At 33.6% G+C, this 26,236-nt stretch carries 22 protein-coding genes; 12 read left to right on the top strand and 10 right to left on the bottom strand.

Annotation, left to right across the window (positions count from 1 at the left end; genetic code table 11):
- Positions 1-257 precede the first annotated feature (257 nt).
- From ACPWTF_RS23460 to ACPWTF_RS23450, 3 genes are all read left to right on the top strand, one after another.
- Positions 258-818: a Crp/Fnr family transcriptional regulator gene (locus tag ACPWTF_RS23460; protein ID WP_427873468.1), complete on the top strand. Its 561-nt coding sequence runs from the start codon at positions 258-260 to the stop codon at positions 816-818.
- A gap of 241 nt (positions 819-1,059) precedes the next feature.
- Positions 1,060-1,386: a DMT family transporter gene (locus ACPWTF_RS23455; protein WP_026728926.1), complete on the top strand. Its 327-nt coding sequence runs from the start codon at positions 1,060-1,062 to the stop codon at positions 1,384-1,386.
- 452 nt (positions 1,387-1,838) lie between these two features.
- A complete protein-coding gene (locus tag ACPWTF_RS23450; protein ID WP_427873466.1) occupies positions 1,839-2,285 on the top strand; it encodes a GNAT family N-acetyltransferase in 447 nt (148 codons plus the stop codon).
- Between the two features lie 4 nt (positions 2,286-2,289).
- Here the strand turns inward: ACPWTF_RS23450 and ACPWTF_RS23445 are convergent, their stop codons facing one another.
- The gene (locus ACPWTF_RS23445) at positions 2,290-3,153 is read right to left on the bottom strand and encodes a LysR family transcriptional regulator (protein WP_095927506.1); all 864 of its coding nucleotides are present in this window, start codon (positions 3,151-3,153) and stop codon (positions 2,290-2,292) included.
- A gap of 63 nt (positions 3,154-3,216) precedes the next feature.
- On the opposite strand from ACPWTF_RS23445, the gene ACPWTF_RS23440 reads away from it, so the two are divergent.
- Complete coding sequence (locus ACPWTF_RS23440; protein ID WP_427873464.1) at positions 3,217-3,738, top strand: GNAT family N-acetyltransferase; 522 nt, start codon at positions 3,217-3,219, stop codon at positions 3,736-3,738.
- A 1-nt stretch (position 3,739) separates the two neighbouring features.
- The gene (locus tag ACPWTF_RS23435; RefSeq protein WP_427873462.1) at positions 3,740-4,627 is read left to right on the top strand and encodes a DMT family transporter; all 888 of its coding nucleotides are present in this window, start codon (positions 3,740-3,742) and stop codon (positions 4,625-4,627) included.
- A gap of 96 nt (positions 4,628-4,723) precedes the next feature.
- On the opposite strand, the gene ACPWTF_RS23430 is transcribed toward ACPWTF_RS23435, so the two are convergent.
- From ACPWTF_RS23430 to ACPWTF_RS23415, 4 genes are all read right to left on the bottom strand, one after another.
- The gene (locus ACPWTF_RS23430) at positions 4,724-7,000 is read right to left on the bottom strand and encodes an ATP-binding protein (RefSeq protein ID WP_427873460.1); all 2,277 of its coding nucleotides are present in this window, start codon (positions 6,998-7,000) and stop codon (positions 4,724-4,726) included.
- 5 nt (positions 7,001-7,005) lie between these two features.
- Positions 7,006-7,602 (bottom strand): biliverdin-producing heme oxygenase, encoded by a 597-nt coding sequence (locus ACPWTF_RS23425; RefSeq protein WP_427873459.1) that lies wholly within the window; start codon positions 7,600-7,602, stop codon positions 7,006-7,008.
- A gap of 109 nt (positions 7,603-7,711) precedes the next feature.
- Positions 7,712-9,046, bottom strand: coding sequence for a sensor histidine kinase (locus ACPWTF_RS23420; protein WP_427873457.1), 1,335 nt, complete (start codon positions 9,044-9,046; stop codon positions 7,712-7,714).
- 2 nt (positions 9,047-9,048) lie between these two features.
- The gene (locus ACPWTF_RS23415; protein ID WP_427873455.1) at positions 9,049-10,398 is read right to left on the bottom strand and encodes a sigma-54-dependent transcriptional regulator; all 1,350 of its coding nucleotides are present in this window, start codon (positions 10,396-10,398) and stop codon (positions 9,049-9,051) included.
- 285 nt (positions 10,399-10,683) lie between these two features.
- On the opposite strand from ACPWTF_RS23415, the gene ACPWTF_RS23410 reads away from it, so the two are divergent.
- The 5 genes from ACPWTF_RS23410 to ACPWTF_RS23390 all read left to right on the top strand — a co-directional run bounded on the left by ACPWTF_RS23410 (position 10,684) and on the right by ACPWTF_RS23390 (position 18,676).
- Complete coding sequence (locus ACPWTF_RS23410; protein WP_250835859.1) at positions 10,684-11,394, top strand: ABC transporter ATP-binding protein; 711 nt, start codon at positions 10,684-10,686, stop codon at positions 11,392-11,394.
- A 3-nt stretch (positions 11,395-11,397) separates the two neighbouring features.
- Positions 11,398-13,341: an ABC transporter permease gene (locus ACPWTF_RS23405; RefSeq protein WP_427873453.1), complete on the top strand. Its 1,944-nt coding sequence runs from the start codon at positions 11,398-11,400 to the stop codon at positions 13,339-13,341.
- A gap of 105 nt (positions 13,342-13,446) precedes the next feature.
- The gene (locus ACPWTF_RS23400; protein ID WP_427873451.1) at positions 13,447-13,809 is read left to right on the top strand and encodes an ABC transporter permease; all 363 of its coding nucleotides are present in this window, start codon (positions 13,447-13,449) and stop codon (positions 13,807-13,809) included.
- A gap of 390 nt (positions 13,810-14,199) precedes the next feature.
- Complete coding sequence (locus ACPWTF_RS23395) at positions 14,200-16,221, top strand: FtsX-like permease family protein (protein ID WP_427875783.1); 2,022 nt, start codon at positions 14,200-14,202, stop codon at positions 16,219-16,221.
- A 31-nt stretch (positions 16,222-16,252) separates the two neighbouring features.
- On the top strand, positions 16,253-18,676 hold the full coding sequence (locus tag ACPWTF_RS23390; protein ID WP_427873449.1) for an ABC transporter permease: 2,424 nt from the start codon (positions 16,253-16,255) through the stop codon (positions 18,674-18,676).
- Between the two features lie 91 nt (positions 18,677-18,767).
- Here ACPWTF_RS23390 and ACPWTF_RS23385 read toward each other — a convergent pair whose 3' ends face one another.
- The 3 genes from ACPWTF_RS23385 to ACPWTF_RS23375 all read right to left on the bottom strand — a co-directional run bounded on the left by ACPWTF_RS23385 (position 18,768) and on the right by ACPWTF_RS23375 (position 20,739).
- On the bottom strand, positions 18,768-19,379 hold the full coding sequence (locus ACPWTF_RS23385; protein ID WP_427873447.1) for a DUF417 family protein: 612 nt from the start codon (positions 19,377-19,379) through the stop codon (positions 18,768-18,770).
- A gap of 79 nt (positions 19,380-19,458) precedes the next feature.
- Entirely contained in the window at positions 19,459-20,271 is an 813-nt protein-coding gene (locus tag ACPWTF_RS23380) for a helix-turn-helix domain-containing protein (RefSeq protein ID WP_427873445.1), read from the bottom strand.
- Between the two features lie 9 nt (positions 20,272-20,280).
- Positions 20,281-20,739, bottom strand: a complete 459-nt coding sequence (locus tag ACPWTF_RS23375) for an Lrp/AsnC family transcriptional regulator (RefSeq protein WP_427873443.1) — start codon at positions 20,737-20,739, stop codon at positions 20,281-20,283.
- Between the two features lie 98 nt (positions 20,740-20,837).
- On the opposite strand from ACPWTF_RS23375, the gene ACPWTF_RS23370 reads away from it, so the two are divergent.
- The gene (locus tag ACPWTF_RS23370) at positions 20,838-21,758 is read left to right on the top strand and encodes a DMT family transporter (protein WP_427873441.1); all 921 of its coding nucleotides are present in this window, start codon (positions 20,838-20,840) and stop codon (positions 21,756-21,758) included.
- Between the two features lie 118 nt (positions 21,759-21,876).
- Here the strand turns inward: ACPWTF_RS23370 and ACPWTF_RS23365 are convergent, their stop codons facing one another.
- Positions 21,877-22,431: an NAD(P)-binding domain-containing protein gene (locus tag ACPWTF_RS23365; protein ID WP_427873439.1), complete on the bottom strand. Its 555-nt coding sequence runs from the start codon at positions 22,429-22,431 to the stop codon at positions 21,877-21,879.
- Positions 22,432-22,660: 229 nt separating this feature from the next.
- On the opposite strand from ACPWTF_RS23365, the gene ACPWTF_RS23360 reads away from it, so the two are divergent.
- Positions 22,661-25,609, top strand: a complete 2,949-nt coding sequence (locus ACPWTF_RS23360) for an ATP-binding protein (RefSeq protein ID WP_427873437.1) — start codon at positions 22,661-22,663, stop codon at positions 25,607-25,609.
- On the opposite strand, the gene ACPWTF_RS23355 is transcribed toward ACPWTF_RS23360, so the two are convergent.
- Positions 25,606-26,235, bottom strand: coding sequence for a response regulator (locus ACPWTF_RS23355; protein ID WP_427873435.1), 630 nt, complete (start codon positions 26,233-26,235; stop codon positions 25,606-25,608). The genes ACPWTF_RS23360 and ACPWTF_RS23355 overlap by 4 nt on opposite strands.
- Position 26,236 lies beyond the last annotated feature (1 nt).

Below are 26,236 nucleotides of genomic sequence, written 5' to 3'. Positions count from 1 at the left end.
AAAACCATATATTTTACCGCAAAGTCCGCAAAAGATTTTACGCAAAGTGCGCAAAGTTTTTTTAGAATCACTACAATGAAAAAGTTCGCAAAGCTTTGCGAACTTAAAATATCGATTAGGATTAGTCTCAGAATAAAAATGTCTTTGCGAACTTTGCGTTAATTTTTTTTGCCCTCCAACAGGAAAGCTATTGTTTTTTTTATCGAAATTTTTCGGTTACACTTAACAACTATTATCTTTATTCCAAAAAACAAAAAATGGATATTTCCAAAATCCTTGATCTTATATACGAACTTCCCGAGCAGTCTAAACTTGCTCTGCAAAACAATGTTACAGAAATAGCCTTTTCTAAAGGGCACATTTTGTTAAAAGCTAATAAAGTAGAACCAAATATTTATTTTATAAAGAAAGGATTAGTAAGAGCTTATGTAGAAAGAGATAATGAAGTTACGTTTTGGTTTGGAAAAGAAGGAGAAACCATCATTTCAATGAAAAGTTATGTGGAAGATCAGCCTGGTTATGAAACCATTGAACTTTTGGAAGACTGCGAATTGTACGAACTTAAAACAGAAAACCTAAGAAAACTCTTTAATGAAGATGTTAACATAGCCAATTGGGGACGAAAATTTGCCGAAAAAGAATTGATAAAAACCGAAGAACGTTTGATTTCTAAACAATTCAAAAATGCGTCTGAACGCTATTTGGAATTAATGAAAGATCATCCTGAATTATTGCAAAGAGTTCAACTAGGACACATTGCTTCCTATTTGGGAATTACACAAGTCAGTTTAAGCAGAATACGTGCAGAATTAAAATAACCTTTTAGGAGATTTTTTTAAATCTCCATTTAAATCTGAACAAATCTGCTTTAATCTGTGTAAATCTGCGTGAAAAAATCATATGCAAAAAGTATTTCACGCAGATTATAAAAGATTTTAGCAGATCAAGTTAGATTTTAATTCTTGAGTAAAACAGATTAAAATAACTTTCATTTTTTATCATTTGTTAATTTTTTTCTGATTTCCATAAAAGAACTTTGCATCACAAAATTTTAACTATATGAACTGGATTATTTTAATCATCGCGGGTCTATTTGAAGTAGCCTTCGCATCATGTCTTGGAAAAGCAAAAGCTACTACTGGAACCGAAATGTATTATTGGTATATTGGTTTCTTTATATCATTAACGGTAAGCATGCTTTTATTAATGAAAGCTACAGAAACGCTTCCTCTAGGAACTGCTTATGCTGTCTGGACAGGAATTGGTGCTGTTGGAACGGTTCTAGTAGGTATCTTTGTTTTTAAAGAACCTGCAGCTTTCTGGAGATTGTTTTTCTTAGCAACATTGGTGGGTTCTATTGTTGGTTTAAAGGCGGTTTCTCATTAAAAATATATTACACAAATTGGATACAACTTTGTCAAAATTTAGAACTTTGACAAAGTTTTTTTGTTTTAAACACATAGAAACATAGATTTTTATTTCTCAAAAAAAGAAAATTGAAAGAAACTAGTTTCTAACACATAGAATATTTACGCAATCTTGTCATTCCGAGGAACGAGGAATCACACGCGGGATTCGACAAAGATTGGAGACATTCTGTACGGAGCTACTTGCGGAAATTCCTCGTTCCTCGGAATTGACAAACTGTTGACACAAACTGCTCCTATAACTTTGTCAAAGTTTAAAACATTGTCAAAGTTTTCAGTTTGGAATTTGGAATTTAAAATTTGGAATTTAAACAAACTAATGCGTTTCCAGCATCACATGATAAAAAAATAGCATTTTATATCATTACTCAGGCTTTTATCTTTGTCAAAAATTAAAGCCTAAATAAAAAAATGACATTCAGCCATTCCATTAAATCTTTTGACGAATTAACCAATCACGAATTGTACAATATGCTTCGATTAAGAAGCGACGTTTTTGTGGTCGAACAAAATTGTGCTTATCTCGATTTAGACAATAAAGACCAGAAAGGTTTTCATTTGTTGTACTATGTAGATAACGAATTGGCAGGTGTGACCCGTTTACTTCCAAAAGGAGTATCGTATGATGAAGTTTCGATCGGAAGAGTTGTCATTGCAAGATCGCATCGCGGATTAGGTTTAGGAGTAAAACTAATGGAAGCTTCGATTGCGGGATGTGAAGAAAAATTTGGAAAAGGTCCAATCCGAATCAGTGCGCAATACCATTTATCCAAGTTTTATCAATCTTTGGGATTTGTAGAACAAGGTGAAGTGTATGATGAAGACGGAATTCCGCATATCGGAATGCTAAGAGCTTAAAGGTTTACGGAATAATCAATTTTAAAACATTGGAAAGCACAGGATTATGATCTTCCGTTCTCCAATTGACATATAAATCGGTTTCGAGCGGTAATTTGATAAATCGGATTCCCGGAATTTCATGAAAGACATACGAATCGGGTAAAATGGCGATTCCAAGTCCCTTACGAACCAAAGCGATTATAGAAGAACCAAATTCAGAATGAAGATATACTTCTGGCGCGTTCTCCAAAGAATGGAACAATCTTCGGATAATATCGCTGTAACTGCTGCCTTCATCATTGGTTGGTAAAATAAACTTCTGAGACGCAAGTGTTTCTTTAGTCAGATCCTCAGGGGTTTGATACGGATGATCTGCTGGAACCACAACCGCCAAATGATCGGTATGTATTTTTTGGGATTGAATGTCTTTTGCATTATTAATATCTCTGGTAATCGCCAGATCTATTTTATAATTTCGCAGAAAATCTTGCTGATTCTCGTACAGCACCTGAACCAGTTTGATTTTTAGTTTTGGAAAAGCTTCTGAAATACGCGACAAAATTTCGGGCATAAGAGAAGCCGAAATAGAATCGGGATGAGAAATGGTAATCGTACCACTCTCCCCCAACTGAATCTGGCGGGCAGATTGGTGAATAAACTCCAGTTTACTCAATTCAACCTCCCATTTTTCTTTTAAGAACTGACCGGCAGCAGTAAGTTTGACATTACGTTTGTTACGCTCAAACAACTGAACGCCAAGCTGATTCTCAAGAGACTGAATCTGACGGCTGAGTGCCGATTGTGTAATATTCATTTTTCCGGCGGTGTTCCAGAAATGAAGTTCGCGGGCCAAAGCCAAAAAATATTTAATCTGCTGTAAATCCATTGATGCAATTTACGCATTTATTGCAAACAAAAAATAGCTTTTAACGCATTAAAGAAATAAAAAATGAACACGCTAAAAATAACTAAAGCCACAACTGATGACGTTTTAAAACTTCAAGCAATTGGCCGACAAACCTTTTCTGAAACCTTTGCCGATGTAAACAGCGAAGAAAACATGAAAAAATATCTGGATGAAAGCTTCGCAACAGCAAAATTGGCTGCCGAACTCGACAATCCGTCATCTTATTTCTATTTGGCTGTTTTAGACGAAAAAGTAGTGGGTTACCTAAAATTGAATACAGCCAATGCTCAAACCGAAAAAGAAGATCTAAACGCCTTAGAAATAGAACGTATTTATGTAGCACATGAATTTCATGGCAAGAAAGTCGCGCAGGCGTTGTACGCTCAAGCAGAAGAAATTGCCCAAGAAATAAAAGCTACTTACATGTGGCTGGGCGTTTGGGAAAAGAATTTCAGGGCAGTAAGCTTTTATACTAAAAATGGTTTTGTACAATTTGACACCCATATTTTTAGATTAGGCAACGACGAGCAAACTGATTTAATGATGAAAAAAGTATTGATTTAAAATGGAAAGAAGACAGCTAATATTGTTTCTATTAATTCTTGGCACTGCCTTTTGGGGAGTTTCTTACTCCGTTACCAAAATGGCAATTGGCCACTATTCACTCAACATTTTTTTATTTTATCGTTTCCTGCTGGCCGTAATGGTATTGAGCATTGTTTTTTGGAAATACGTTAAAGACATTAATCGAGAAGCTATTAAAACCGGTTTTATACTTGCCATTCCTATGTTTTTAGGAATTCAATTACAGACAACCGCGTTAAAATATACCGACGCTTCACAATGTTCTTTCATCGCAGGACTGACAGTAATTATTATTCCGATGTTGAAGTTGGCGATTTACAGAACCAATACGCCTTTAAAGATTTGGATCGCCGCTCTCACTGCTTTAACGGGATTATTTATTATTGCTATAACAGATAAATTTACCATAAACATTGGCGATTTATTTACCATCTCTGGCGCATTTGCTTTTGCCGTTTATCTAATTTCTGTCGAAAAACATTCTGCTGCCAAAAATCTTTTGTACTCGATTGTTCCTATGTTTGCGTTTTGTGCTTTATTTACTTTTTGTATTGCACTTACAGATTCGCAAGCTGTTTGGTTCCCTAAAAACGATACGTTTTGGCTTGGTGCTGTTTACTGCGCTTTGTTTTCTACAGCTTTTATGTACACGGTTTCAAACATTTCACAGCGTTATTTATCGGCAGAACGTGTAGCGGTTATTTATTTGTTTGAACCTGTTTTCGGGGCAATCGGAGCGTTTTTTATTTTAGGAGAAAACCTTTCGTGGCGACTGCTTTTGGGCGGAACTTTAATTTTCTCGGCAACCATTATTTCTGAAGTCAATTTTAAAAGTAAAAAATTAAAAATGCTGATTAGAAAAAACTAATATTTTAAAAGATTTCACGCAGATTTAAAAAGATTTAAGCAGATTTTATTTTATAATCTATTTAAATCCGCTGAATCTGCGTGAAAAAAAACTTATTTACAAAGGTAAAAGCGTGTCTTCGGGATCGCAAGGGAAATAAATAATAATATCAGTACCTTGATTTGGTTTCCCTTCTGCTTGAATATCTCCTCCAACTGTCTGCATAATCTTTTTGCATAAAGCAAGTCCAATGCCCGAACCTGTATAGTGTTCCTGCGTGTGAAGTCTTGTAAAAACTTTAAAAATAGATTCTGCATATTGCTGTTCAAAACCAATACCATTATCAGAGAAACGAACCCAGTGACAATATACTTTGTATCTATCGTGTATCATAACAGGTTCCTGAGAAGCTGTGATTACAATTTTAGGCTGTCTTTCTGAGGAAGCATATTTGATTGAATTCTGAAGAATATTATTAAACAACTGGCGCATTAAAAAACTGATAGCGTGAACTTCCGGAAGATTTTCATGCTCAATTATAGCATTACTTTCTGCGATAGTTTCATGCATCTCTTTAATCGTAGACTTCAGTATTTTGTTTAAATCTACTTCTTCCAGCTTCTCTCTTGTATTTTTTATACGGGTATATTTCAGAATATCTTCCAGCAAGCCGCTCATTCTGTTGGCAGATTTAGAAACGCGCTGCAAAGAATTTGAAATTGATTCTGTAGAAATAACATCTAGTTCCGAAAGCATTTTCGAAGTAATTAGCTGAATTTTACGCAACGGTTCCTGCAAATCATGCGTACTGATCCAGTTGATGTTTTCAAGCTCAGAGTTGGTTTCTTTCAAAATTTCACTTTGACTACGATACTTCTCTTCCTCTTCACTTAACATAATCAAAATCAAATGATTGTACAAAGTATGAGTGTATTGAGAAGCAGCATTAATTTCATAAAGTTTCCAGTTACTGCTTTGATTTTTTACTATTTGTTTATAAATATTGTATGAGTTTCCTGGATGGAGTCCTTTACTGTCTTTTACAATTCTTTTTTCTGGATTGCCTCCCCATTTAATTTCTGAAATCGTTTCTGGTCTAAACCATATTACATGCCCATTGTTACCTAGTGAATGGTAAATAATTCCAGCGAAATTAGAATTTTCATCAAATTCTGGAAAATGGTCACTAATCTTATTCGTTGAGAAAAAATCAGTATTCTTTTTACTTTTGAGATGTCTGAGTAAATCAATAATTTGTTCATCAGATGGCGTTAAACCATTTTTATAGATTTTATCTCTAGTGATAATAGATACACCAGAAGCATTTGCGATTTCTAACAATTGTGGTGTACTAACAATTTTTTCTAAAGACTCTTTTAAAACAGGAAGCTCCAAGCTAGTCAACTGTTCTAATGCTAAATTCGTTTTCTGGGCACTAAGATACTCATCATTAGATTGTCTAATATCGATTTGAGAAGTAATAAACTGTCCCTGAAGTTTTGCTGCAAGCCTAATTTCAGGAGATATATTTTTCTTTGAATAATGATGACAGGCAATTAGTCCCCATAATTTTCCATGATGAATAAGAGAAATCGTCAATGTTGCGCCCACTCCAATATTTTTAAGGTATTCTACGTGAATCGGCGATGTACTTCTTAAAATAGAAAGACTTAAATCGAGATTTTTTCCCTCTTTATCATCAACCGTATAAATTGGTACAGGCTCATAATCAATATCGACAATCAGCCTCAACAGATTCTTAATATATAATTCTCTTGCTTGGGCTGGAATATCGGTATGAGGGTAATGCAATCCTAAAAAAGGTTCTAGATCTTCTCTGCAATCTTCGGCAAACACCTCTCCATTATATTGTTCATCAAAACGATAAATCATGACACGATCATAACCTGTAATTTCACGCGTTCCTTGTGCTACAAGGGCGCAAAGATCTTTAAGCGAAGTAGTTTTATTCATCTGACTTACAAACTGAATCGTTTGTTTGTAAGCATCAGCGAGTTTTTCTTGATCTGCAAACAGTAATTCAGCTTCAAGAATGTAAATTCCTTCACTTTTATGAATGTTTATTTGAAATAAGCTACCCAACAATTCTATCTCCAGAGGAAAAGCGTCTTTAAACTCATCTCCGTTTGTGTAAGCTAAAATTTCATTTTCGGCGGTAACTCCAAAAACTGTTGCAAAATCTTTTCCTAACATTTGATTGTGGGAAATACCAAAATAAGCAGCAACATTTTCTGTACAGAAATCTATTTTCCATTGCAGTGTTATACCAAGCAAAAAACCGTGAGGCTGAATCTGACCTGGTATGTGTATAGGTTCATGCTCGCAGTTGGTTAACGTAACGATATCGCGATTAACTATATCCTTAATTTTCATTCTTTTTATTTGCTCTCAAAGTGATTATAAATACTATCAAAAGCAAATACAGCTCCTTCTATAATACTATCTCCACAATTATTTTGTTGTTCATATTCAGAAAGAAAATTCAAGAAAGATTTCCAGAAACTTCCCGTTTTTTCTCCATAACCATTAAAATAAGAAACGCCTTTATCTCCTGAAAGTTGTGGTACTTTTGAAACATTCTTTAAAATAAACCTTCCGCCCAGTGTGGAACCTTCTACTACATACAAAATACCAAGCGCAAAAGGAACCGAAATATCTTTGGTCTTAAAAACTTTCTCTGAAGGAGTCAATTCGTAATTTAAAAATGAAAGATCTGCTTCTATAAGCTGTTTTTTTCTTCTTTGTTCTAAATCGTCGATTAGATTTGTAAACAAAGGAAAAATAGTTCCCTCTGTATCTTGATGAACGTCATGCATCAAATTTAAGTATTTCGCATATTCATCAATTTTCATGTCTGGAGACATAATTGACATGGAAACCGGAAGTTCTTCTAATTTTTTATGAGAATCAGCAGTTTGTGTTTTTAGATCATTAAGAAAGCCAGAAGCTATTGCTGAAGTTGGATTTGTACTCATTATTTTAATATTATTATTATTTACAAGAGTCAAATTGCAACTCCTCTTTCACAAATTTAAACAAAAAAAATTATCCAAATTTTAAAAAGATATTTTAACCGTTATTCTGTTAATCTTCAACCAAAGAAATCTCAAAAACAGTTGTATTATTTTCGCTTTTATGCGAAATATAACCGCCGTGTGCTTCAATAATATTTTTAGACAAAGTAAGTCCGATTCCTGCTCCTTCAGTTCGGGTGGTGAAAAAGGGAAGAAATATCTTTTCTTCAATTTCTTTTTCGATTCCTTTTCCAGAGTCCGAAACTTTTATAAAAATACGATTGTTTTTGGCTTCCGCCGAAATCGAAATTTGTTTTAGATTACTGTTTTCCAAAGCATTAATTGAATTCGTCAATAAATTGATTATCACTTGTTCTATCTGTTGAGAATCGACATTGATCAAAATGTTTGGAGCAACGGCATTGGTTACTTCGATATTATTTTTCTTAAACAACGGATTCATAGTCTGAATACAATTGTCAACCAAATGTTGTAATTCTGCTTTTTCTTTTTTAGGAGAAGGAAGCATAGCCAGTTTTCGGTACCCTTCGACAAATTTCTGCAAATGATCGCTTCGTCTCAGCATCGTCTGCACACTGTTTTTTATGTCTTCTAAGTCTTCTGTAGAAAGTGAATCCTGCTCTACTAAATCCTCCAAATTTTGGCAAATCGAACGAATTGGCGTTATAGAATTTAGCAATTCATGTGAAATCACTTTCATTAAATTAATCCAAGCATCTTTTTCTTTTTTCTCTACCACATTCTGAATCGAATCCAGCAAAACAATAAAATAATCCTGTCCGAAAATTTCAGTTCGTGAAGCCTGCAAAACAAAAGTCTGTTTGCTTTGTTCGTTTATGCTAAGCTCGATTGAAGTTTTAATTTCGTGAAAATCATCTTCTTCTATTATTTCACACAAAGAAGGCAACTGATTTTTAAGATATCTCCATTTCGAAACTTTCGGTACGTTGAAATGACTCGAAAAATAATCATTCATTAAAAAAATACTCCAATCGCTTTCTTGTTTCTGCAAAATAATAACACCCGATTCTATATTGTTTAAAATCGAACGATAAATAATATCTCTCGTAACTTGCTCATTTTGCTTGTTTTTTAAGGTTTCATACAAAGTAAACAGCTCATTATAAGTACTGTTGAATTTATGCTTAGAGAAATCGGAACTAAAATCATCCTGCAATATCGAAGAGATGGTTTTGTTATAAATCAAGACCATATTTCTAACATAAAAATACATTTCCCTCCCAAGCAGAAAAACCATACAGAGTCCAAAAACTCCCGTAAAAAGCAAACCAATTCTAAAGAAATACAGCGACAATTCGATTCCGATCACGATAAAAATTAATCGCAGAAAAAGGAGTTTATAAGTTTGTAAAGTCCTTAACATAATTAGTCAATATTGATATTAAATTTCTCCAAACGTCTGTAAAGTGCACCTCTTGACAAGCCCAGTTCTTCGGCCGTTTTGCTGATATTGTTGTTGTTTTTAAGAAGTGCTTTTTCGACCGTTGCTTTTTCAACCGAAGAAAGCTGAATATCATCTGAGTTTTCCTCGTAAGGCGTTATCGTTTCTAAATCCAGATCAGAAACCGTTATGGTGTTGTTTTCGCAAAGAATAACCGCACGTTCAATCTTATTTTCCATTTCGCGAATGTTTCCATTCCAGGCGTGTTTTTCAATCTGTTCCAATACTTTTTTATCAAACGTAATTTCGTCACGGCTATATTTTTCAATCATTTTGTCCAAAAGATATTCGGCAAGAGGAATCTTATCTTCGTGCCTTTCCCTTAGCGGAGGCAAAATAATTTCCATCGTATTGATGCGATAGTACAAGTCTTCACGGAAGTTTTTATCGGCAACTTCTAGTTTTAAGTTCAAATTGGTTGCTGTAATAATTCTAACGTTTAAAGGTCTTGCTTTTGTTTCACCCAATCTTGTTACCATTTTGGTTTGAATAACTTGCAAAAGTTTTGATTGCAAATGAAGTGGTACATTTCCTATTTCATCCAAAAAAATAGTTCCGTTTTGTGCCATTTCAAAACGTCCCGCTGTATCCGTTTTAGCATCGGTAAAAGCGCCTTTGGCATAACCAAACAATTCGCTTTCGAAAATATTAGAATTTAAAGCCCCCAAATCAACTGCAACAAAAGGCTGATTTTTTCTTTCGGATTGTGTATGAATATGATGTGCCAAAACGAATTTCCCTGTTCCGTTTTCGCCTAGAATCAAAACATTCGCATCGGTTTTAGCCACTTTATCTGCCAGCGAATAGGCCTTTTTTATAATTTCAGAACTGCCAACAAAAAAGTCTTCTTTTATCTCAATGTCTTTAGTTTTCTTTTGTTCTTTTCGGGCTTTATCAACTGCTTGTTTTACTGATTCTAAAAGCTTTTTATTTTCCCAAGGTTTCAAGATATAATCAAAAGCGCCCGATTTTAAACCTTCAACAGCCGTTTCTACTTTTCCGAAAGCCGTCATTAGAATTACCACCGTTTTAGGCGAAAGCGTTTTTATTTCTTTCAATAAGTACAAACCTTCCCTTCCATCTTCAAATCCCAATCTATAATTCATGTCTAACAATACAACATCAATGGCATTTTTTGCCAATAATTCGACAATATTTTTCGGATTATTGAGGGTATAAATGTTTTCAAAATACTTTTTCAGATAGACTTTTGATGCAAAAAGAATGTCTTCCTGATCGTCGATAATTAAAATAGATGCGTTGGTCTTTTTCATTATTGTTCAGTTTTGGACGAAAGGTGTCCACTTATGGACAGTTTAAATTTTTATTTAAAAATAATCCCTTAAAAACAAGGTGTTTACAATGTTTAATTTACTGGCACGAAAATCACATTAGAACTTGTAAATCATTAATTATTAACCCCTTTCGGAAGTACAAATAACAAAATAAATAGCGATAAATTAAAAATAATTTATCTTAATTTTCAGACTTGTTTCTGTCATTTCCAAAGGGCATAAAAATTTTAAAAGAAATCAATCAAAAATTAAAACAGTCCAATTATGATTACCATTACAAAACTTTCAAAAGTATTTAGAACTGAGGAATTAGAAACCAAAGCATTAAGCGAAATTTCGTTAACCATCAATCAAGGCGATTTTGTATCGATTATGGGGCCGTCTGGAAGCGGAAAATCGACTTTATTAAACATTATTGGACTTCTGGACAGTGCTTCTAGCGGAAGTTATAAACTTCTTGATCAGGAAATGGTGGGCTTAAAGGAAAAATCTAGAGCGCAAGCCCGAAAAGAAAACATCGGATTCATTTTCCAGAACTTCAATTTAATTGACGAATTATCTGTTTTCGATAATATCGAATTGCCTTTGATTTATAATAATGTTCCATCTGCCGAAAGAAAATCGCGAGTAAACGAGATCGCAAAAATTTTAGGAATTGCGCACAGATTAAAACATTTTCCCCAGCAGCTTTCAGGAGGACAACAACAGCGTGTGGCTGTAGCGAGAGCTTTAATCAATAATCCGAAAATTATTTTGGCCGATGAGCCAACAGGAAACCTAGATAGCAGAAACGGAAATGAGGTTATGGAATTATTGACCGATCTTCATGCCGGCGGTTCGACAATCTTGATGGTAACACACTCCGATTATGACGCTTCTTTCTCGCAAAGAACTATTTTAATGAAAGATGGCGAAATTCTTTCTGAAAAAGTAAATCATAGAAATGTGGACGTTTTGGTAACTGCTAACAACTAGTTTATGCTTAAGAATTGGATCAATATATTTATATATCAATTAAGGCATAACAAGCTTTTCAGCATCTTAAATATTCTTGGTTTAAGTATCGGAATTGCAGGTCTAATCTTTGCAACGCTGTACTGGAACGACGAATATTCGTATGATAAATGGAATCCCGAAAAGGATAAAACATTTATTGTTATGAATAATGTGGGAAAAGGAAATATTTTTGCTACAAACTCTGCTATTACAGCGCCACTTCTAAAATCGTCTACTCCATACGTAGAAAATTATTGCTATTTTACTGATTATTACTCAAAGGAGACGATTCAATATAATGGCAAAACAGAAATTGTAGATAAAATCTTTTCTGCACAAAAAAGCTTCTTTTCTTTTTTTCCTTATCAATTCAAATACGGCAATCCCAATACTGTGCTTCAAGAACCTCAAAGCATTGTATTTTCTGAAGAAACTGCTTTTAAATTTTTTAAGAATGAAAATCCAGTTGGAAAACAGGTAAAATATGATGACAGAACCTATATAGTTCGTGGTGTTTATAAAATACCTGGAAAATCGGTTGTCATGCCAGATGTGGTTACCAACAGCATTGAAGAAAGTCTTGAAAGAAATAAAGATCATTGGGGCTTCAATTATGGTTTAGTGCTAAAATTGAAAAAAAAGAGTGATGCTCCACTGGCAAAAAAAGCGCTAGATGAAATATTCTTAGAAAAAAATTATAAAAGACAAGCACGAAATGAAGGCATGACGCTTGAACTGTTTATAAAAACATACGGAGAACCTTTGAAAACCATAGTAGTTCCATTTGAAAATTCTAGGCTCCACAATGAAAGCTATCCGTTTCCAGAAGAAACAGGAAGCCTTCAGTTTTTACGAATCTTAATGGGATTGTCTATTGTCATTTTATTACTGTCAATTGTCAATTATATCAATTTAGCTACCGCTAATGCTATAAAACGTGCAAAAGAAGTGGGTGTGAGAAAAATTATTGGTGCTACAAAAAGACAGATTGTGCTTCAATTTGTATTTGAAACTGCTTTGACCATGCTTTTTGCTTTATTATTGGCACTCGTAATTGTCGAAGTTTCTCTGCCTTTTTACAATCAGTTTTTAAACAAAGAATTGGTTCTTGCGGGATCTCAATTTTATCTTCAGCTTGTTGTAATCTTTGTTCTTGTGATTATTGTAAGCGGTGTTTTTCCTGCTGTTTATATTTCAAATTTTGAGGTTTTGAATGTGCTAAAAGGAAATTATTCGCACAGCAAAAACGGTTTATGGCTTAGAAATGCCATGCTTGTTTTACAATTTTCAATTGCTGTTTTCTTTATCATCGGTTCTATTGTTGTGTATCAGCAAGTTCAATTTATGGTAGAAAAAGATTTAGGCTTTAATGGGTCCCAGTTAATAAATATCTCTTTTAGAGCACAAAAAGACAAAGGTCAATTTGAGCGATACGAAAGCATAAAACAAGAACTGAAGAAAATTCAAGGTGTTGAAGCGGTTTCTGCAGCAGCTTTTTCTATTGGAAATGATTGGAGCTCCAGAGGCGGTTTGCATTATAAAAATAATCCGGAAGTTATCATTCAGCAATTGGGTTCAGATTTTGGAATGCTGGAAATGTTAGGCGTTAAATTGCTAAAAGGAAGATTCCTGACCAATAAACTGGTTTCTGATACGATTTCTAATGTTTTACTGAACGAAGTGGCAGCTAAAACAATGAACGAAAAAAATCCTGTGGACAAAATAATCGACTGGCAAGGCGAAAAATATAAGGTTGTCGGAGTGGTAAAGAACTTCCATTGTTCTGGTCTTGATAAAGAAATTAGTCCGATGATCTTCTTTCATATCAATGCCCAAAAATGGACACAGAGAAATATCGAATCTATTACGGTAAAGGTTTCTCCTAAAGATATGCAACAGACAATTTCTTCCCTTAAGAATTTCTGAACCAAAAATGTAGATGCCGAATATCCTTTTGAATACAGTTTTGTAGACAAAAATTTTGCGCGCACTTATAAAAAATACGAAGATCAAAGAAACTTATTTGCTTTATTGAATGTTGTTGTAATTCTAATTGCCGTTTTCGGGCTGTTTGCCCTAGCTTCTTTTTCTATGGAAAGAAGATTAAAAGAAATTGCAATCAGAAAAACACTTGGCGCCGAAACCAATATTTTACTGAAAGAATTGTCTAAACAATACGTGATCTTCTGTATAATTGGTTTCTTAATCGGAATTGTTCCTGCTTATTTATTGTTGCAGAAATGGCTTAAAAATTTCCCATTCCGAATAGATATCACTCTCCTACCCTTTTTTCTTGCTTTTGTGTCTTTGTTATTCCTTACGCTGACAATAGTTTTAGCAAAGGCCTATCAAGTAACAAAAGTGGATGTTTTAAAATACTTAAAATACGAGTAAGATGCTTAAAAATTGGATTAACATATTTGTATATCATATCAAGAATAACAAATTCTTTACAGCTTTAAATATAGTGGGCTTGAGTATTGGAATTGCAGGTTTAATTTTTGCGATTCTATACTGGAACGACGAACACGCTTACGATCAGTGGAATCCTGAAAAAGACAAAATCTTCATTGTAATGAACGATTTTGGCGGTGGAAATATCTGGACAACAAATTCTCCAATTCCAGGTAGAATGCTTAATGCAACTACTTCATACTTGGATAAATACTGTTATTTCAGAGTAAACTATACCACGGAAACTATTCAGTATAACGGAAAAATCGAATTGGTTGACAAAATCTTTTCGGCCGAAAGGAGTTTTTTTCTTTCTTCCCTTTTGAATTTATTCAAGGGAATGCTAAGACAGCTTTTAGCGACCGCAACAGCATGGTTCTTTCTAAAGAAACTGCTGCGCGCATTTTTAAGAATGAAAACCCAATGGGAAAACAGGTCAAGTACGCAGATCGAATTTTTGTTGTTCGCGGTATTTACAAAATGCCTGAAAAATCGTCTGTGATGCCTTCCGTAATTACTCCGATTGTAGAAGAGGAATTGGAACAAAACAAAGATAATTGGGGCTTTAGTTACGGATTAATGTTAAAGCTCAAAAAACCCAGCGATACCACTGCAGTCATTCAAAATTTAGACAAAATATTCCTTGAAGACTATTATAAAAAACAGGCAAAAGCTGAAGGCTTATCGATAAAACAGTTTTTTAAACAATATGGAGACCCTATAAAATCAAGGCTTCTTCCGTTTACAAAAGCAAGGCTTCGTCAAGGAAATTATGCATTTCCTGAACAGAATGCCAATTTGCAATTTCTAAAAATTATAATGGGTTTATCTATCTTAATTTTAATACTTTCGATCGTAAACTACATTAATATGGCTACTGCAAATGCAGTAAAACGAGCTAAAGAAGTTGGAGTTCGCAAGATAGTGGGTGCTACTAAATCGCAAATTGTAACACAGTTTGTTTTTGAAACCACACTTATTACTTTGTTTTCGGTTTTACTGGCAATGGTAATCGTAGAACTTTCGCTTCCTTTTTACAATGCTTTTTTAAACAAGAACTTAACATTAATTGGAACTCAATTTTACTTCCAACTTATTTTAATTTTCTTCTTTGTAATCCTTGTTTCGGGGGTTTTTCCTGCTGTTTACATTGCAAATTTTGAAACACTGAAAGTCTTAAAAGGCAATTTTTCGAGAAGTAAAAACGGTGTCTGGATTCGTAACGGAATGCTTGTTTTACAATTTTCTATTGCTACACTTTTCATTATAGGATCCTTTATTGTCTATAAACAGGTAAACTTTATGATGGCGAAGGATTTGGGCTTTAACGGATCTCAGGTTATGGATATTGACTTTAAACCGCAAAAAGGGAAAAATCAATACGAAAGGTATAAAACCATTAAACAAGAACTGCAGAAAATTAAAGGTGTTGAAGATGTTTCTGCTGGAATGTTTTCTATTGGAAGCAATGACAATTCTTGGCAAGGACTTCATTATCAATCAAACAAAGAAGTAATTACGCAGCAATTGCCTATGGATTTTGGACAACTGAACCTTTTAGGCATAAAAATATTAAAAGGAAGAGATCTGAATCCTGAATTGGCAACAGATAGCATTTCGAGTGCTTTATTGAATGAAACCGCTGCAAAAACACTTCAGGTAAAAGATCCTATAAATAAAGAAGTTCTTTTTGGTGGGCAGAAATTTAAAGTTGTGGGTATTGTCAAAAATTTCCATTACATCGGTTTAGAATATAATGTGGCTCCAATGATATTCTTCCATATTAAAGCTTTTGATTGGATGTCTAATGATATGAGAAATATCACCATCAAAATATCGCCCGAGCAAATGCCAGAAACAATTGCAACCATTAATAAATTCTGGAAATCTAAAGTAGATCAGGAATATCCGTTTGAATATGATTTTGTAGATAAAAACTTTGCCCGAACATACAAAAAGTATCAGGATCAGAGAAATTTGTTTGGGCTGCTGAATGTTGTGGTAATTCTAATAGCTGTTTTCGGTCTGTTTGCTCTAGCTTCGTTTTCTATGGAAAGACGATTAAGAGAAATTGCGATTAGAAAAACGCTTGGTGCAGAAACCACTATTTTACTGAAAGAACTATCTAAACAATATGTGATTTTCTGTGTAATTGGTTTCTTAATCGGAATTGTTCCCGCTTATTTATTAATGCAAAAATGGCTTGAAAACTTTGCTTCTCGAATTGAGATTCCGTTTCTGCCTTTTATAGTTGCTTTTGTATCACTGTTATTTTTAACTCTGACCATTGTTTTAGCAAAAGCCTATCAAGTGACCAAAGTAAATGTTTTAAAATATTTAAAATACGAGTAAACTAACTCCAAAACCAAAAAACACCAATAAAATGCTAAAGAACTGGATCAATATATTTATCTATCAAATCAAACACAGTAAATTATTTACTGCTCTCAATATTCTCGGATTATCAATTGGAATTTCAGGTCTAATTTTCGCGCTTTTATATTGGAACGACGAACATAGTTACAATGCCTGGAATCCAGAAAAAGATAAGGTTTATCAGGTTTTGGTTCAGCTTGGCGATATGCCGGCAGTTGCCGAAAACTCGGTTCGATTAAAAGCCTATTTAGAAAATGACCCTAATGTGGAGACAATCGTTTATGCTGACGATTGGTATCAGAAAGACAAAATAATCTATAAAGGAAAAAAAGAATTTACAGATAAAATTATCAACGCGGAAAATGGTTTCTTTTCTCTTTTTCCCTTTAAAATAATTCAAGGAAATAGCTTTTCGGCTCTAAAAGAAGGCTCAAGTGTGGCAATTTCGCAAAATATTGCAAAAAGACTGTTCGGCACCGAAAACCCTATTGGCAAACAGATTAATTGCCTATCAGAAACGTTCACTGTCAAGACTGTTTACAGCATTCCAGGAAATTCTTCAATCGCCCCGACAGTAATTGTCAATAAAATGAAAGATTTAGTCGATTTGAGCAAAAACCAAGGTTTGTTTGTTTTAAAAATACTGTTGAAGGTTAAAGATCCCTCAAAAATTGAGAGTACAAGGACAATGCTCGAAAAAGTATACTATGACGAAATTATTGTAAAAAACTCGAAAGAAGCTGGAATGTCTCCTGCTGAAATGGAAAAGAAAATTGGCCATTTTAAAGTCTTTATGGAACCACTTTCTGAATCTAGATTGCATTCTATATTAGACGGTTATCCAGAAGGAAGAGGCAATTATCAATTTCTCTTAATAATGGCTGGATTGTCTATTTTGATCTTGATTTTATCAATTGTCAATTATATTAACATGGCAACAGCAAACGCCATTAAACGTGCTAAAGAAGTTGGAATACGAAAGATTCTTGGAGCTTCAAAAAGCAAAATTGTTTTACAGTTTATTTTTGAAACGGCTTTAATTACCTGCTTTTCTATTTTACTGGCATTGGTAATTGTTGAGTTAACGCTTCCTTACTACAATAATTTTCTTGGTAAAAATCTAACGATCATAAATGCCCAATTCTACTTGCAACTTGTTATTATCTTTAGTATTACAATTTTAGCAGCTGGCTTATTTCCTGCACTTTATGTTTCTAATTTTGAAACGATAAATGTATTAAAAGGTAATTTTGAAAGAAGTAAAAATGGCATTTGGCTTCGTAACGGAATGCTAGTCTTTCAATTCTCGACTGCTGCATTTTTTATCATTGGCTCTAGCATAGTTTACAAACAAATAGAATATTTAAGCAATAAAGATTTAGGTTTTAAAGGAGATCAAGTTATTGCTGTTTCTTTAAATTTTCCTTCGTCTTATTTTGAAGGAGAGTCAAGTACTAAGAGAATTTATAATCGATACAATACGATAAAAGAAGAGTTATCAAAGCTAAACGGTATTTCTAAAGTTTCGACAGGACTGCTTGCATTTGACGGAAATGATAATTCATTGTGGCCAGTCTGGTACAAAGAAGAACTCTTTAAACAAAAAGCAATTGGACTAGATTATGGAATGCTAGATCTGATGAACATAAGAATCATTCAAGGACGTGACTTTAATACAAAACTAGCTTCAGATACGGTAAATTCTGTTTTGATAAATGAAACAGCATTAAAACTGATGAATATTAAAAATCCGATTAACAGCGAAATTAGAATTGGCAATCAACCCATGAAAATTATTGGAGTTGTAAAAGATTTCAATATTCTAAGTCCAGAATCCAGTATCGTACCAATGACTTTCTATCATATTAAATCTTTGGATATGGCTGCAGAGATGAACGTTGTTTACATAAAGCTAAAGCCACAAAACATAAAAAGTACCATTGCAAGCATTGAAAATTTTTGGAAAGCAAAAGTAGATTCCGAAAATCCTTTTCAATATGATTTTGTTGATAAGCAATACGCGAGAACTTATGAGTCGTATGTGAAACAAAACAACTTGTTTTCGCTATTAAATATTGTTGTCATTCTAATTGCTCTTTTTGGATTATTTGCTTTAGCATCTTATTCCATTCAAAGGAGAATGAAAGAAATAGCGATTCGAAAAACTTTGGGCGCAGAAACCAATATCTTATTAAAAGAATTGTCTAAACAATATGTAGTTTATTGTGCAATAGGTTTTCTTATTGCTGTATTTCCTGCTTATATTTTATTGCAGAAATGGCTGAATAATTTTGCTTTTAGAATCGAAATTCCGATGCTGCCGTTTCTACTTTCCTTTTTGCTTTTATTATTTCTAACCTTATGCATTGTTTTAGCAAAAGCGTATCAGGCAACAAAAGTGGATGTCCTAAAATATTTAAAATACGAATAATTAGTTTTGAGTTTTTGTAAAAAGCTGTGCAAGTCTGAGCCCTTGCACAGCTTTTTTTATGAAATTATATTCCGTTAGGAATATCTCATCGTTAGAAAAAAAATCGTTTTAAAATTTCCTTTGCATTGTCTGAAGCTACAAGCAATCCACCGCTCATCATGATAATGTCTTTGAGAACCAGACGGCCTCCGACAGAAAGATACGGAAAACCAAATTCTGGTGTTGGAAAATCTCCGCCCAAATTCGGCACGTAAACTTCTGGTGTTGTGATTAAAAACGATAAAGTCACAAATGCCATTCCGAACGTTAAAAGTCCGCCCAAAAAGCCGATTTTAGGAAACCAAATTCCCAAAAGAACCAACAAGCCAATGGTCACAATAACAGTTCCTAATCCGTAAGAGAAAATATAAGTTCCGTTGGCTTCGTGCCATTCAATGTTTTTCTCCACAGTTTTGCCTTCAACGTTTTTGTAAAGTGTGTAGGCTTTTACGGTTTTACCATCTTCATTCACAACTTGTTTATTGGCATCTTTATAAAAGAAACTCATAAACGGACTATTCGCAACCAGCGGAACAATTCCGTCAGCTTCATATTTAAAAGCTTTTAATCCGCCAATCCATGCCATTACAACAAATATGGCAATTCTTAAAAAGTGAATAAAATTGTTTTGTCCACTAGCAATAAATCGTATAAATTTTTCCATTTTGATTCTGTTTTAAATACATACCAAAATTACTATACTGCTATTTGGATAAAAATGGACTAAAAGGAGTTTTCATGGACTATTTTGCCACGATAGAAATACCGACTTCTTTTCTGAATTCTTTAGGCGAAATACCCACACTTTTCTTGAAATATCGGCTGAAATAAAATTCGTCTTCAAAATTAAGATCGTCTGCAATTTCTTTTATCGTCTTAGTTGTTAAATGCAGCTGTTTTTTGGCTTCCAAAACAATTCGGTCCTGAATAAGCTGAGAAGGCGATTTTCCGAAATGCTTTTTGATTCTTTTACTGAAAGTATTTACACTTAAATTGTATTTAGAAGCATAAAAAGCGACTTCTTTGGCTTCAAGAAAATGAGTGTCTAACAAATGCTGAAACTTCAAAATATCAGCATTCCCAATAGATTCCTGAATCTGTGGTGACATTTTGAGCTGTTTTTCTTTACTGCTCAAGGCGAGAATAACCTGCAGATAAGACTTTAGAATCGAATTATCATAATCGAGTTCAGAGTCTTCTACCCTTTTCATTCTTTCCATAATGCTCGCGATTTCTTCGTAAATAAAATCGGAAACCGTCACAAAAGGTTCGCTATAAATATCATTGAATAAAATTCCGTTGCAGGCCACTTCTTTTTTATGGTATTCAATACAATAAAAATCGCCATGAAAACTGAGAACATTTATGAAAGATGCAGTTGAACTTTTCCATTGCAATAACTGATATGGCGTTAAAAACAAAAGACATTTCCCTTGGCATTCGTAATCGGTTAAATCAACAGAAAAATCCGCTTTTCCATCAAACATTAAAATGTTGTAATACGGCTCGTTGATTCCCTTTTCAAGAAAAGAAGATTGTTTCAGTTCGATTTTCATTTTACTAAATTACAATGTAATTGGAATATTCAGTCCTAATTTTTCTACTCCCATTGCGACAACGGTTCTAAATCTCTTAACATTTTTATTCGCAAAAAATAACTCTCTTGTAAGCTTTTCATAATCTGCCATTGATTTTGCTATAATTACTAAAACAAAATCAGATTCACCAGTAACGTAATAGCATTGTTGTACAGCCAAACAGGATACAAATAACTTTTTGGTTTCATCAATCAAATCGATTTGTTCACTTTCCAAAAATACTTCAACAATTAAGGTAACAGGATTTCCTAGAGCTTCTCTCTCTAAAATTGAAATATCTTTCTTAATTATGCCTTCTTCACGCATTCTTTTTATTCTTCGCTGTACTGCAGCAGCAGATAAACCAATTGTTTCTCCAATATCTCGTTGCGGAGTTAAATTATTTTTTTGAAGGATTTCTAGTATTTCTTTATCAAAACTATCCATAAATGAAACAAAATTGCAAATTCGTCTTCAAATTTAAACAAAATAACCTCTAAAAATGATGCAATTTTGCATTCTATAAATTAATAATGAACACAAAAATGAGTAAATCAATATTTAAGGGATTTCTTTTGGCTATTATAGCGGCCATATTTTGGGGAATTTCGGGAACGTTTGGACAATTTTTATTTCAAGAAAGACGAATAAATGTAGAATGGTTAATTACGGTTAGAATGTTAGTCTCAGGAATTATACTTTTATTTTATTCGAAAATAAGTGAAAAAACTGCTTTATTTGAAATCTGGAAATCTAAAAAAGATGCTTTTCAATTATTACTATTTAGCATTGCCGGAATGCTTTCTGTACAATACACCTATTTCGCTGCAATAAAACATTCTAATGCTGCAACTGCTACCATATTGCAATTCTGTGGCCCAATTATCATTGCCGTTTACTTAGCCTTAAAATTTAAGAAACTACCCAAAGCAAAAGAAACATTAGCTATTATACTTGCCGTAACTGGAACGGTACTCTTAGTAACGCATGGCAATCTTAATAAACTAGCTATTTCTGGAACTGCTTTATTTTTCGGACTTAGTTCGGCAGTTGCTTTGGCGATTTATACATTACAACCAGCTAAATTGCTTCATAAATACAAACCTTCAGTCGTAATTGGTTGGGGAATGTTTTGCGGTGGTTTTGCCTTTAGCTTTATCAAAGCTCCTTGGCAAATAGAAGGACAATGGGATTCACTTACCTTTTTATATACCGCTTTAATAATTGTATTTGGAACTTTAATTGCATTTACATTCTATCTTAATTCCGTGAAAATTATTGGAGCTCAAAAAGCCAGTTTATTAGCATCTGCTGAGCCACTTGCTGCCACTATTTTAGCTGTTTATTGGCTTAAAACACCTTTCTCTGTGATTGACTGGATGGGAAGTTTATTAATAATCTCGACTGTCTTTTTGTTGAGTAAAAGCACTGAAAAGAAAACTATCTTAAAAACCAATTTAGACTAATCTTTAACTTTTTAAAGAAATAGCACCAAAAAATGTCCCAGAAAGTTAGCTTTTCTGGGAACATTTGAGGTTGAACAATTCTAATTTATTCAAAGCTGGTTTCGTAATATATTCCTCTTTAATTCAGGAAACAAGAATGCACTGGAAGTTGGTACAATTCTTCAAAATCTACTCCTACGAGATTTAGGCTTTTAAAAAATGTTTTTGCTTTATTTTTTGCCTGTTTATTCAATCCTGTATAAAATATTTCATCGCCATTCAGCTTTTGGCTTATTATAGAAAATACTTCTGGATTAACTATATTAAGCACCTTTATAACATGAGCTTCCGGCAAAAGAGAAGCAATAATTTCAGATGATGATTTTGAATTTGGCTTCAAGCATTCTAAACTAAAAATCGGATTGCTCTCGTATATAATTACTTTTTCGCTCATATCTGGCAAGTCAGTAAGGAATAATCCAACATCTTCACGCGGAATAAACACTATTAAAATACTGGCTTTTGCAGCTTCGTCTTTGCTAACCAATTTTACATTCTCTCCCAAAGTCTCCGCCATATCTTTAAACTGACGATTTTCGCGTGTAGAACTTAATAATACCTGATACCCAGCCTTGACCGCACGGTTCACAAAATCCATTGTAAAACTACATAAACCAATTACCCCAACCTTCATACGTTTTGCATTTTGCTTTTAACCTTATAACGCAAATATAGCGGTACAAAGTACTACACGACTTATTTTTGCTGTGCCAATAAATCTACAACGTTGTAGATTTAAAACTACAAACGGCAAATTGTGATTTATGTTTGCTAAGTTTGTTCTATAATTTAGTCAGATGCCAAAAATAGCGGTTCATATTTTGCGTTACTGTTGTTTTCTGCTTTTGCTCATTACAACCCAAATGGTCTGTCAAGAGAACTACACAGCCAGATGGTACACTGCGGATAATAACGAGCTGCAGCAGAATAGCGTAAAGGCAATTGTTCAGGGCAAACACAATTTTATATGGATGACGACTGAAAATGGCATTGTTCGCTATGACGGAAATAATTTTCTTACTTTCAATTCTTCCAACACCTCTTTAGAACATACCCGCTTTACCGATATTTTCGGAAGCATCGAAAAAGACAGCCTAACCAGTTTCAACGAAAGTAAAAAAGAGCTTGTCTTTATCCGAAATGGAAAAGTCCAGATACTCAAAAAAAACGCGCTCAATTCTAGTTTAGTGCGAGACGGCAGACGTTTCTTTTTTCATGATGGTCTTCCTTCCAACTATACGATCAATAAGCATGAACCTTATTATATTAAATTAGCTACTGGAAATATATTTTTTATAGATAACCAAACCGTTGAATTATGCGATTCTAAAATGAAAAGCATTTCTAAAAATGTCTTTAAAAACGATAATGTTTTTAATTTTTTTGCAATCGACAATTCTCTTTTCTATCTCGCAGATAATGGCGATTACCACTGTTTTTCTAAAAAGGGCAAATCTTCTGGAAAGCTAAATGCATTACTTTCAAAAAACAATCGTAAACTATATTGGAATATCACAACAGGACAGGTTTTTCTTTCTATAAAAAATAAAATCTATCAGCTAAAAAATCAAAATGACCAATTAACAGCCCAATTAATTGTCGAATACAGAGATTTTGAAACCAGTAATATTATCGCTGTTTATTTTGACCAGAAAAACCAAAAACTGTATTTAGGAAGCGGCACAAACGGATTGTGTATTATTTCTTTTCCTGCGTTTAAAACAATAACGAAGAAAAAAGGAAAAGCTGAAGTTTACTATGCTGCACAAGCTTTTAGCGACAGTACCGTCATCACTTCTGAAGGGCTGATTATTAGCAACAAAGGAGTTCTTAACAGTATTCCTTTTCCTAAGAGCGTTTATCTGGATGAAAGAATAAACATCGCTCTTGATGACGAAAAAAATATCTGGATCAGCCGGGGAATGAAAATGCTTTGTTATCTGAAAAAATCAGCATATAAAGAATACCTAACCTATCCTTTTGATCAAAACCCGAAAACAATATTTAAAGATAACAGCAATACCATCTGGGTTGCTTTGAGTCTGGATGAGTTTCACAAGCCCAAATTATATTCCATAAAAAATGGAGTTTCGAAGCTTGAAGCAGTTTTGAAAAACAACATTAATTATATTGTCCAGCAAAACAATATTCTGTACTTGGCTGGAGATAACGGTTTGTTTCTTTATAATCTAAAAACCAAAAAGTTAGATTTTGCAAAAAATACCGAAAAAATAAATATTCGAAGTGTCTTTATAGACAGTCAACAAAAAATGTGGCTCACCACATACGAAAAAGGCTTTTTTCTGTATGAAAACCAAATGCTGCATTCTTTTCCAACAGATGAAGAGCATTATCTTAACACGACACACTGCATCATTGAAGATAAAAATAATTTTTTCTGGATATCTACCAACAAAGGGCTTTTTCAGGTTTCTAGAAAAGCGCTTCTTCAATATATTAAAAATAAAAACACGGTTATTTACTACCATCAATACACTAAATCGGAGGGTTTCTTGATTAATGAATTTAACGGCGGATGCCAGCCATGCGGCAATTTTCTAAAGAATAATGATATCGCTTTTCCGTCTATGAATGGTATCGTGTTTTTCAATCCTTATAAAGTTGCTCCTTTACTGCCTGGCAAGGAACTTTTTATTGACAGAATTGTTCTGGACCAAAAAACAATTGATCCAAAAGACACCATTGTCTTAAAAAACAACTTTCAAAGGGTTAGTTTTTTGGTTTCTTATCCTTATTATGGCAATCCTAAAAATCTGTCTATAGAGGCAAAAATGGACAAAATTGGCAGTGATCGCTGGGAACGATTAAAAGCCGACAAATCGATATCTTTTACCACGCTTCCTCCTGGAAATTATAAACTTACCTTTAGAAGTTTATCTGGTTTTAACGCCAATTATGCCTACAAAACTGTAATTCTTGTTGTTCCTGCCAAATTTTACCAGACGATCTGGTTTGCCATTCTCTGCGGTATTCTGGCCGTTGGTTTTGTAATTTCGATCTGGCATATCAGATTGTATTATCAAAGAATGAAAAGAAGACAGCTGGAAGAAGTAATTGCGAAAAAAACGAAAAAATTAGCCTCTACCGTTAAAAAGCTTGAAAAAACAGAAAACAATCTAAAACAAGAAATTAAACAACACGAAATGCTGGTTAAAAGTGTGAGCCACGATATAAAAAGTCCGTTAAAATTCTTGTCTTCTTCTATAAAACATCTTTCAGAAAACAGCAGTATTCAAGACGACCAACGCCTCAAACAGCAATTAACGACCTTACAGACTTCGACATCTCAGCTTTATGAATATGTAGAAAATCTAATAAAATATTCTTCTATTTTTATTGAAGGAAAAAAACTGGAAGACGAAAGTTATTCTTTGCATGAATTGATCGAAGAACGAATCCAGATTTTTGAAAAGATTGCTGAAGCAGAAAACGTATCGATTGTCAATAATGTAGAAAAAGGTTTTTGTGTTAGAACCAACAAGAAAGCGCTTTCTATTATCATTCATAATCTGATTGATAATGCCATAAAAAATACCAAAAACGGAAGAATTGAGCTTTTATGCACGACTCAAGAAAATATTCTGACTTTAAAAATTATAGATAATGGTAAAGGAATGAGCAAAGAGCTTATTGATTATTACCATAATTTTTATAAAAACCCGATTTCAAAAAATTATCATCTGGGACTTCATATGATTATTGAACTTCTTATTCTTATTGAAGGGAACATCAATATTATTAGCGACCTTGATAAAGGCACTACGATTGAGATTATGGTAGAATACAACTAACTCTGAAAAGTATTATATAAATTAATGAGTTCTACCAGATTATTGACTTTTAATTTTTCAAAAACCCTCGCTTTGTAAGTACTCACGGTCGACATGTGAATATTGAGTTTGTTGGAGATTTCTAAATTACCATTTCCTTGAACCAGCAAATCTGTAATTTGAAGTTCTCTTTTAGACAAACCTTCCAACGGATTTAAAGTCTTTTTGCTCGTCTGAATATTCACTAGTTTACTAACTAATTCAGATGAAATATACGTTCCCGATTCGAAAATTGAAGTAATGGCAAACATGATTTTTTCTTCGCTGCACAGTTTGTCTACATAACCGTTGGCACCAGAAGAAAGATATTTTAAAGCATATTGTTCTTCTTCGTGCGCTGAGAAAATCAATATTTTCACCTCAGGCTGAATGACTCTGATATCGGTTATCATATCAGTATTTTTTCCTCCTGGAATATTGATATCTAAAATCACTAAGTCAAAAGGAAGATTTTTTAAAAGTGTAATCGCTTCAAAGAAATTTTCGGCATTCGAAATGGCAACATCATCAAATTGTCGCTCCAAAATCATGGCCACTCCATTTCGCACTACCAAATGATCATCAACTATTAAAATTTTCTTTGTCATC

The sequence above is a fragment of the Flavobacterium sp. MMS24-S5 genome, assembly GCF_050320125.1.
In the GTDB taxonomy this organism is placed as follows: Bacteria; Bacteroidota; Bacteroidia; order Flavobacteriales; family Flavobacteriaceae; genus Flavobacterium; species Flavobacterium tyrosinilyticum.
Note: the sequence above shows the minus strand (reverse complement) of the source record. Positions and strands in the feature narration are given on the sequence as shown.

Excerpts from the sequence above, each read along its gene's own strand:
- ACPWTF_RS23360 (WP_427873437.1), top strand. The coding sequence starts at position 22,661 with ATGGTCTGTCAAGAGAACTACACAGCCAGATGGTACACTGCGGATAAT.
- ACPWTF_RS23450 (WP_427873466.1), top strand. The coding sequence starts at position 1,839 with ATGACATTCAGCCATTCCATTAAATCTTTTGACGAATTAACCAATCAC.
- ACPWTF_RS23430 (WP_427873460.1), bottom strand. The coding sequence starts at position 7,000 with ATGAAAATTAAGGATATAGTTAATCGCGATATCGTTACGTTAACCAAC.
- ACPWTF_RS23440 (WP_427873464.1), top strand. The coding sequence starts at position 3,217 with ATGAACACGCTAAAAATAACTAAAGCCACAACTGATGACGTTTTAAAA.
- ACPWTF_RS23405 (WP_427873453.1), top strand. The coding sequence starts at position 11,398 with ATGCTTAAGAATTGGATCAATATATTTATATATCAATTAAGGCATAAC.
- ACPWTF_RS23375 (WP_427873443.1), bottom strand. The coding sequence starts at position 20,739 with ATGGATAGTTTTGATAAAGAAATACTAGAAATCCTTCAAAAAAATAAT.
- ACPWTF_RS23435 (WP_427873462.1), top strand. The coding sequence starts at position 3,740 with ATGGAAAGAAGACAGCTAATATTGTTTCTATTAATTCTTGGCACTGCC.
- ACPWTF_RS23455 (WP_026728926.1), top strand. The coding sequence starts at position 1,060 with ATGAACTGGATTATTTTAATCATCGCGGGTCTATTTGAAGTAGCCTTC.
- ACPWTF_RS23355 (WP_427873435.1), bottom strand. The coding sequence starts at position 26,235 with ATGACAAAGAAAATTTTAATAGTTGATGATCATTTGGTAGTGCGAAAT.
- ACPWTF_RS23460 (WP_427873468.1), top strand. The coding sequence starts at position 258 with ATGGATATTTCCAAAATCCTTGATCTTATATACGAACTTCCCGAGCAG.
- ACPWTF_RS23365 (WP_427873439.1), bottom strand. The coding sequence starts at position 22,431 with ATGAAGGTTGGGGTAATTGGTTTATGTAGTTTTACAATGGATTTTGTG.
- ACPWTF_RS23415 (WP_427873455.1), bottom strand. The coding sequence starts at position 10,398 with ATGAAAAAGACCAACGCATCTATTTTAATTATCGACGATCAGGAAGAC.
- ACPWTF_RS23380 (WP_427873445.1), bottom strand. The coding sequence starts at position 20,271 with ATGAAAATCGAACTGAAACAATCTTCTTTTCTTGAAAAGGGAATCAAC.
- ACPWTF_RS23410 (WP_250835859.1), top strand. The coding sequence starts at position 10,684 with ATGATTACCATTACAAAACTTTCAAAAGTATTTAGAACTGAGGAATTA.
- ACPWTF_RS23390 (WP_427873449.1), top strand. The coding sequence starts at position 16,253 with ATGCTAAAGAACTGGATCAATATATTTATCTATCAAATCAAACACAGT.
- ACPWTF_RS23370 (WP_427873441.1), top strand. The coding sequence starts at position 20,838 with ATGAGTAAATCAATATTTAAGGGATTTCTTTTGGCTATTATAGCGGCC.
- ACPWTF_RS23425 (WP_427873459.1), bottom strand. The coding sequence starts at position 7,602 with ATGAGTACAAATCCAACTTCAGCAATAGCTTCTGGCTTTCTTAATGAT.
- ACPWTF_RS23445 (WP_095927506.1), bottom strand. The coding sequence starts at position 3,153 with ATGGATTTACAGCAGATTAAATATTTTTTGGCTTTGGCCCGCGAACTT.
- ACPWTF_RS23385 (WP_427873447.1), bottom strand. The coding sequence starts at position 19,379 with ATGGAAAAATTTATACGATTTATTGCTAGTGGACAAAACAATTTTATT.
- ACPWTF_RS23420 (WP_427873457.1), bottom strand. The coding sequence starts at position 9,046 with ATGTTAAGGACTTTACAAACTTATAAACTCCTTTTTCTGCGATTAATT.